Origin of the sequence: Pseudonocardia sp. (genome assembly GCF_025465255.1) — a bacterium.
Lineage (GTDB): Bacteria > Actinomycetota > Actinomycetes > Mycobacteriales > Pseudonocardiaceae > Pseudonocardia.
This window is the reverse complement of record NZ_JAODNI010000164.1, coordinates 110,642-116,641: the sequence shown is the minus strand read 5'-3', so window position 1 is coordinate 116,641 and position 6,000 is coordinate 110,642. Positions and strand designations below refer to the sequence as shown.

Sequence of the window (6,000 nt, the reverse complement as noted above, 5' to 3'; positions counted from 1 at the left end):
GAACGACGTCCCGGTGCTCGGCCTGCGCGAGGGCGCCTGGCTGCTGCGGGACGCGTCCCTGAGCCTGCACGGGCACACCGCGCGGCTGTTCCGGCGCGGGGAGGACCCGGTCGAGCTGGCCCCGAACGCGGACCTCGGCGATCTCCTGCTCAGCGCGCCCGGCGGATCCTGATCGGTCCCTGCGCCGTCGAGGGGTCCACGACCCGTCCCTTCTGCGTGATCTCGACCCGTCCCGCGTCGACGAGCCGGCGCGCGGCCCGCCGGGCGGGTTCCATCAGGTCCCGCCAGCCCTCGGGATCGACGCGGCGGGCGGCGTCCGACGGGCAGAAGTTGGAGGTGGCGGCGCGGGCGCGAGAACCGCCGAGTCCAGTGCGGCCCGCATCGCCTCGACCGGCCCCGGCCGCCCGGTCATCAGCTCCACCTGCGCGACCGCCTGGTGCAGCAGCATGTCCAGTCCGCTGACGATCCGGCACCCGGCCGTCGCGGCGCCCGCGGCGAACGCGGTGGGCCAGGGCGCGTAGACGACGTCCAGGACGGTGGTCCGGGAGCGCCAGCGCGCGCCGCCGAGCTCGTCCGCCGCGCTTCCGGGCAGCGTGGAGATGACGACGTCCGCGCCCGTCAGGAACCCGGCCGCGCGGGCGGGGTCGGTCAGCACGGCCTGGACGACGGGGGAGACGTCGAGCCGCTCGGCCGCGTCCCGCAGCTCCCCGGCGCGCGACGCGCTGCGCACCAGCACCGTCGGCGCGGTCGCCCCCAGGTCACGGAGGGCGGCGAGCGCGGCCTGCGCGGTCCCGCCCGCGCCCAGCACCACAGCGTTCTCGACCCTGTCCACCCCGGCCGCCCGCAGCGACTCGACGATGCCGATGACGTCGGTGTTCTCCACGAGCCGGCCCTGCGGCGTGAAGACCATCGTGTTGGCGGCGCCCGTCGCCCGGGCCAGCGGGGAGACCCGGTCCGCGATCTCGATCGCCACCCGCTTGAGCGGCATCGTCAGCGACAGCCCCGCCCACTCGGCGCCCAGCGCGTCGACGAACCCGGGCAGGCCCGCCTCGTCCACCTCGTGCGCATCGTAGGACCAGCCGCCGAGGCCGAGCGCGGCGTACGCGGCGCCGTGCAGGACGGGGGAGAGCGAGTGCGTGATGGGGGAGCCGAGGACCGCGGCCCGGCGGGAGGTGCCGTTCACCCCCGCAGTATGGCCGGGCGTACCCAATTCGGGGTAAAGCCGGTCAATGGTGCTAATGGCGCAGCAGGACCTGCGACGTACGGGTGTAGGTCGTCGGCATCGTCCAGGGAGAGCGTCATGAACCGGCCCGCCAGCAGCACCACCTCCACCGAGACCGGCGCTCCGCTGATCCCGGCGCCGCGCGGCCCGGTCGACCTCACCGTCGACGAGGTGCTCGGCCTGCGCCCGGCGCCCGGCTCCTCGCGCGTGGACGTGCCCGCGGACGGCTTCCTGTTCTCCCCGCGGCTCCGCGTCCCCGTCGCCACGGGCGGCGTCGTGTTCCGCACCGGCTCCTGATCAGCGGCGGAACGCCTCCAGCGTGACGCTGTCGCCGGTCGCGAACCGGGCCGCGGCGCGTTCGATCCCCGCCATCGTCATGACGGACTGCGCGCAGCCGACGCCGTACTTCGCACGCACCCGCTGGTCCGCGATCCGCATGCACTCACGGCTGCGCTCCACGAAGTCCTCGAGCGGGTACGCCGAGCCCGCGTCGAAGTACTCCTCGACGATCAGGGACGGCGAGTAGAACGACTGGGCGGACCCGTCCGGCCAGCGGACGTCGAAGAGCACCTCGGGCACGGCCCGACCGTAGATCGGCCCTGTTTCCGGGGCATTGCCTCCGAACTTCCGTCGCATGTCCACAGCTTGAAGGGCTCCCGCCATGACCACGCACGACGCGACCACGCCGGCCCCGAACCTCGCCGCACCGCCACCGTCGTTCCCGGGTGAGGTGTTCCGCGGGCCCGCGTTGCAGAGACCGCCCGCCGCCCCGTTCCACGGGCAGCCCACCTCGTTCCCGTCCGACCCCTACGCCCCGCCGGCCGGGCTGGGGGCGCCGTTCGGGTCGCCGCCCGCGTGGCCCCCGACTCCGGCTGCGCGCTCGCGGCTCGCGTCGTTCCTCGCGGGGACGGCCGTCGGCGCCTCGGCGCTCGGCCTCATCTGGGGCGGGACAGCCGCGATCTCCGCCGCGTCGACCTTCGACGTCAGCGGCACCTTCCAACTGACCCAGACGAGTTCCTACCGCAGCTACAGCTACGGGTCCTTCACCACCGGCTCGTCCTGCTCCGGCAGCGGCGGCTACTCGGACATCGACGCGGGAAGCTCGGTGACCGTCTACGACGGCTCCGGCGGGGTCGTCGCCACCGGGATCCTCGGCTCCGGCCGGGCCACCAGCTCGTCGACCTGCGAGTTCGCCGTCACCGTGCCGGACGTCCCGGCCGGGTCGGACTTCTACCAGGTCGAGGTGTCGCACCGCGGGAAGGTGACCTTCGAGGGCCGGCGGCTGCAGACCGACGGGGTCTCGCTCACCCTGGGCAGCTGATCACCCGGCCGCCTTGCCAGACTCGCCCCATGGGCGGAACGGTGCTGGTACTCGGCGGGCGCAGTGAGATCGGGATCGCGGTGGCGGAGCGGCTCGCGGGCCGGGAGGCGGAGACCGTGGTCCTCGCCGCGCGGCGCAGCGCGGACCTGGACGCGGAGGAGAAGCTCGTCCGCGCGGCTGGTGCCCGCGTCGTCGAGCGGGTGGAGTTCGACGCCGACGATCTCGCCTCGCACCGCCCCCTGATCGAGGACGTCGTCGCGCGGCACGGGCGGCTCGACGTCGTCGTGGTCGCGTTCGGCCTGCTCGGTGAGCAGGCCCGGGCCGAGGCGGACGCCGCGCACGCGGTGCGGATCGTGCACACCGACTACGTCGCGCACGTCCAGGTCCTGACCGAGCTCGCGCAGGTCCTGCGGGCGCAGGGCAGCGGTACGCTCGTCGTGTTCTCCTCCGTCGCCGGCGTCCGGGTGCGCCGGGCCAACTACGTCTACGGCAGCGCAAAGGCCGGCCTCGACGGTTTCGCCTCCGGCCTGGCGGACGCCCTGCACGGGTCCGGCGTCCGGTTGCTGCTGGTCAGGCCCGGGTTCGTGATCGGGCGGATGACCGAGGGCATGTCCCCGGCCCCGTTCTCGAGCACCCCGGACCAGGTCGCGGACGCCACCGTGAAGGCGCTGCGCACCGGCCGCGGCGAGGTCTGGGTCCCCGGCTTCCTCCGGCCCGTCTTCGCCGTCATGCGCCACCTCCCGCGCGCGATCTGGCGCCGCCTCCCCCGCTGACCCCACGACCGCCCCGCCCGGCCGCTCACGCCCCGTCGTCGACCGCCGCGTCGAAGCGCTTCTGCAGGTTCGGCGGCAGCAGCTCGCGGAGCTGCTCCGGGAGCAGCGGCAGATCCAGCAGGCTGAGCTTCACCCGGCTCCGCTGGTGGTGCACGGCCGGGTTCAGCCGGATGACCTGGCCCGCGTCCGGCTGCACGGTCACGTCCAGCACGGTCCCGGGCCCGACGTCACCGCTCCCGACGCCGTCCGCCTCCAGCGCGAGCGTCCCGCACCGCGGGTTCAGCTCCAGGCGCAGCACGTCGGACTCGCCGAGGACGAGCGCCCGGGAGATTCCGGACATCGGCGCGGACGGCGTCACCACGACCCCGCCCACGGACGGCGAGACGAGCGGGCCGCCCGCCGCGTAGCTGTAGGCCGACGAGCCCGCCGCCGTCGCGACGACCAGCGCGTCGCACCGGTAGTAGCCGTGGCGCAGGCCGTTGACCCCGAGCGTCGCGTCGACGGTCCCACGGCCCGGATGCCTCGCCAGCGCCAGGTCGTTGAACGCCACCAGGTGCTGCGTGCCGGTCTCGATCCGCAACGCACTGTGCGGTTCGACGACGAAGTCCCCGGCGAGGACCCGGTCGAGCGCGGTGTCCAGCTCGTTCGGTTGCACCTCCACGAGGAAACCCAGGTGCCCGAGCTGCACGCCGAGCACCGGGACGGGCGTGTCCGCGACGAGCCGCAGCGCGCCCAGCATGGTGCCGTCGCCACCGAGGCTCACGACCGCGGTGGCGCCGTCCGCGAGCTCGTCCGCCGGGACGGGGAGCACCCCACCGTCGACCCGCAGGGCGTCCTGCGCCCCGACGACCAGCTCGACGTCGCGCGCCTCCGCCCAGCGCACGATGTGGGCGACGACCTCCCGGAGGTCGCGGTGCGGATGCAGGACCAGGGCCAGGCGGCGGCCGGCGGGATCGTCCATGATCCCCAGTCTGCCCGATGCGGCCCGCGGCGTGGGGGCGATACTCGAACGGTGACGATCACCGGCTCCGAACTCCTCCGTGCGACCCCGCTCGTCGACGGGCACAACGACCTCCCGTGGGCCCTGCGCGAGCTCGACGGTCCGGCACCGGACCTGGCCGCGGGGGAGCCGCGGCTGCACACCGATCTGCCCCGCCTGCGGGCCGGCGGGGTCGGCGCGCAGTTCTGGTCGGTGTACGTGCCGCCGTCGTTCACCGGGGACCGCGCGGTGACGGCCGTGGTCGAGCAGGTGGAGCGGGTCTACGAGCTGGCCGAGCGCTACCCCGCGGACCTGCGGCTCGTCACCACCGCGACCGAGGCCGAGGCCGCGTTCACCGACGGCTGGATCGGCTCGCTGCTCGGCGCCGAGGGCGGGCACAGCATCAACGGGTCGCTCGGGGTGCTCCGGGCGCTGCGCCGGCTCGGGGTCCGGTACCTGACGCTGACGCACAACCTCAACACCGAGTGGGCGGACTCCGCGACGGACGAGCCGGTGCACGGTGGGCTGAGCGACTTCGGCCGCGAGGTCGTCGCCGAGATGAACCGGATCGGCATGATCGTCGACCTCTCGCACGTCGCCGCCACGACGATGCGGGACGCGCTCGAGACGACCTCCGCGCCGGTGCTCTTCACGCACTCCGCGGCCCGCGCGATCACGGACAACCCGCGCAACGTGCCGGACGACGTCCTCGCCGCCCTGCCCGGCAACGGTGGCGTCTGCATGGTGACGTTCGTGCCGCGCTTCGTCTCCCGTGGCGTCGCGGAGTGGGACGACCGGCTGGCCGAGGCGATGGCCGCGGCCGGGGAGGACCACCGCAACCTGCGGACCCGGGACGCGTTCGCCGCGCGCTGGGCCGGGCCGGCGATGCCGGGGGCGACGATCGACGACGTCGTCGCGCACCTCGAGCACGTCCGCGAGGTCGCGGGGATCGACCACATCGGGATCGGCGGGGACTACGACGGCGTGCCCGAGCTGCCCGCCGGCCTGGAGGACGTCAGCGGCTACCCCCGCCTGTTCGACGCATTGCTGGACAAGGGCTGGAGCGCCGAGGACTGCGGCAAGCTCGCGGGCCGCAACGCCCTGCGGGTCCTGCACGCGGCTGACGCCGCCCGTGCGTGAATAACGTTGTTCCGGCGACGATCACCGCGCACGAGCGCGGAGCGCCGGCGCCAGGTCCGCGGCCGTGAGAGACCCGGTGCCGGAACGCTCGATGCACTCGGCCAGCGCGAAGCCGTGCTGCTGGATGCCGGGGAGGTCGAGGCCCGCGGGGGCGTCGCCGACCCAGCGGGCGATGCCGTCCGCGCCCCGTTCCAGTAGCGACATCGCGCCCCTGCTGTTGCCGCGCTGGGCGTGCGTGAGGCCGACGGCGAGCTGCGCGAGGGCGCGCCACAGCTCCCGGGTGGCCGGGTCGGACGCCTTCCACGCGGCCTCCAGGACCTCGTGGGCCTGGAACGGGAGACCTTCGTCGAGCAGCCGCTGCGCCTCGCTGACGGTGTCGGCGGGGCTGAGCACCAGGTCCTCGGGGACACGCTCGACACCGGACTCGCCGTAGGGCAGCGGGCGCCCGCTGGCGTCCCGCGGCCGGGCGTTGCGGGCGCGGCCCTCGGGGTCCCGGTCACGCCTCCGGTCGCGTACGGGATCGACGGACATGGCGTCGACCTTAGCGCCCGGCGCCGCTACAGTT

The 6,000-nt window shown here is 74.6% G+C and carries 8 protein-coding genes and 1 pseudogene; 4 read left to right on the top strand and 5 right to left on the bottom strand.

Translation table 11 applies throughout. The features are described 5' to 3' along the window. Positions 1–149 precede the first annotated feature (149 nt). Together JWP64_RS19895 and JWP64_RS19890 are read right to left on the bottom strand one after the other, a co-directional pair. Positions 150–293 (bottom strand): annotated as a pseudogene (locus JWP64_RS19895) (DUF3253 domain-containing protein); the annotation flags it as partial. Further along, positions 275–1,183 (bottom strand): shikimate dehydrogenase, encoded by a 909-nt coding sequence (locus tag JWP64_RS19890; RefSeq protein ID WP_297499350.1) that lies wholly within the window; start codon positions 1,181–1,183, stop codon positions 275–277. The gene JWP64_RS19890 and the pseudogene JWP64_RS19895, both read right to left, overlap by 19 nt. A 117-nt stretch (positions 1,184–1,300) precedes the next feature. Here JWP64_RS19890 and JWP64_RS19885 point away from each other — a divergent pair, with 117 nt between their 5' ends. Further along, positions 1,301–1,519 carry a hypothetical protein gene (locus JWP64_RS19885; protein WP_297499348.1) on the top strand — a complete coding sequence of 73 codons (219 nt, stop codon included), beginning with the start codon at positions 1,301–1,303 and terminating at the stop codon, positions 1,517–1,519. Here JWP64_RS19885 and JWP64_RS19880 read toward each other — a convergent pair whose 3' ends face one another. Then, entirely contained in the window at positions 1,520–1,801 is a 282-nt protein-coding gene (locus JWP64_RS19880; protein WP_297499346.1) for an MSMEG_0570 family nitrogen starvation response protein, read from the bottom strand. It lies immediately after the preceding gene. A gap of 82 nt (positions 1,802–1,883) precedes the next feature. Here JWP64_RS19880 and JWP64_RS19875 point away from each other — a divergent pair, with 82 nt between their 5' ends. Continuing rightward, positions 1,884–2,543, top strand: a complete 660-nt coding sequence (locus JWP64_RS19875) for a hypothetical protein (protein ID WP_297499344.1) — start codon at positions 1,884–1,886, stop codon at positions 2,541–2,543. A 29-nt stretch (positions 2,544–2,572) separates the two neighbouring features. Next, the gene (locus tag JWP64_RS19870; protein WP_297499342.1) at positions 2,573–3,316 is read left to right on the top strand and encodes an SDR family NAD(P)-dependent oxidoreductase; all 744 of its coding nucleotides are present in this window, start codon (positions 2,573–2,575) and stop codon (positions 3,314–3,316) included. Between the two features lie 25 nt (positions 3,317–3,341). On the opposite strand, the gene JWP64_RS19865 is transcribed toward JWP64_RS19870, so the two are convergent. After that, positions 3,342–4,277 carry an NAD(+)/NADH kinase gene (locus JWP64_RS19865; RefSeq protein WP_297499340.1) on the bottom strand — a complete coding sequence of 312 codons (936 nt, stop codon included), beginning with the start codon at positions 4,275–4,277 and terminating at the stop codon, positions 3,342–3,344. Between the two features lie 51 nt (positions 4,278–4,328). Here JWP64_RS19865 and JWP64_RS19860 point away from each other — a divergent pair, with 51 nt between their 5' ends. Continuing rightward, complete coding sequence (locus JWP64_RS19860) at positions 4,329–5,435, top strand: dipeptidase (RefSeq protein WP_297499338.1); 1,107 nt, start codon at positions 4,329–4,331, stop codon at positions 5,433–5,435. A 21-nt stretch (positions 5,436–5,456) separates the two neighbouring features. On the opposite strand, the gene JWP64_RS19855 is transcribed toward JWP64_RS19860, so the two are convergent. Further along, positions 5,457–5,966 (bottom strand): DUF309 domain-containing protein, encoded by a 510-nt coding sequence (locus tag JWP64_RS19855; protein WP_297499336.1) that lies wholly within the window; start codon positions 5,964–5,966, stop codon positions 5,457–5,459. Between the last annotated feature and the right edge of the window lie 34 nt (positions 5,967–6,000).

What these genes read in the sequence shown, in the direction of transcription:
- JWP64_RS19865 (WP_297499340.1), bottom strand. Translation starts at nt 4,277, where the DNA reads ATGGACGATCCCGCCGGCCGCCGCCTGGCCCTGGTCCTGCATCCGCAC.
- JWP64_RS19870 (WP_297499342.1), top strand. Translation starts at nt 2,573, where the DNA reads ATGGGCGGAACGGTGCTGGTACTCGGCGGGCGCAGTGAGATCGGGATC.
- JWP64_RS19875 (WP_297499344.1), top strand. Translation starts at nt 1,884, where the DNA reads ATGACCACGCACGACGCGACCACGCCGGCCCCGAACCTCGCCGCACCG.
- JWP64_RS19885 (WP_297499348.1), top strand. Translation starts at nt 1,301, where the DNA reads ATGAACCGGCCCGCCAGCAGCACCACCTCCACCGAGACCGGCGCTCCG.
- JWP64_RS19855 (WP_297499336.1), bottom strand. Translation starts at nt 5,966, where the DNA reads ATGTCCGTCGATCCCGTACGCGACCGGAGGCGTGACCGGGACCCCGAG.